Annotated in this window: 1 protein-coding gene; it reads left to right on the top strand. The window is 72.3% G+C overall.

Annotation, left to right across the window (positions count from 1 at the left end):
- Positions 1-647, top strand: a 647-nt coding sequence (locus tag ASF38_RS17425) for a DUF4344 domain-containing metallopeptidase (RefSeq protein WP_235497397.1), incomplete at both ends; no start/stop codon positions are given.

The following is a 647-nucleotide window of genomic DNA, read 5'->3' as shown; positions in this document are numbered from 1 at the left end:
GGGGGACGCGGGGGCCGGCGCGAAGGTCGTCGTCACCTATCCCGACGTGCCCGAGGCGTGGCGCGGCTGGCAGGACGACGTGCGCGAGAGCGGTGTGCTCGAGGAGGCCGCGAAGGACCTGCGGTCCGTCGTGGCCCTGCCGCGGGAGCTCACCGTCGAGGTGACGACCTGCAAGGACGGCACCGGCTACCTCCAGGGCGAGGCGCTCGTCGAGCTCTGCCTGCAGGGCGTGAAGTCGAGCCGCGACGAGCTGGAGGACGCGGACGCCGACGACGTGGACGAGACGCTCCGGGGCATCTGGCGCGAGACGTTCTTCCACGAGGCCGGGCACGCCCTGATCGACCTGCTCGACCTGCCCTTCACGGGGCGTGAGGAGGACGTGGCCGACCAGTTCGCCGCCTGGCGACTCGCCGAGTCCGGCGACGAGGCGTCGACCGACGCGCTCCTGTCGTCGGCCTTCGAGTACGAGATCCTCGCGTCGGCCTACGAGGCCGACCCCGACGACGAGCACTCCTCCGACGCCGCGCGGGCGGTCAACTACCTCTGCTACCTGTACGGGTCCGACCCGGCCACCTGGGAGGACCTGGTCGACGACGAGCCGCTCACCCAGGACCGGGCGGACCTCTGCGAGGACGAGTGGGACCGGC

The sequence above is a fragment of the Aeromicrobium sp. Leaf272 genome (assembly GCF_001422865.1).
In the GTDB taxonomy this organism is placed as follows: domain Bacteria; phylum Actinomycetota; class Actinomycetes; order Propionibacteriales; family Nocardioidaceae; genus Aeromicrobium.
The sequence above is the reverse complement of the archived record's forward strand: the minus strand, read 5'-3'. Positions and strand labels throughout refer to the sequence as shown.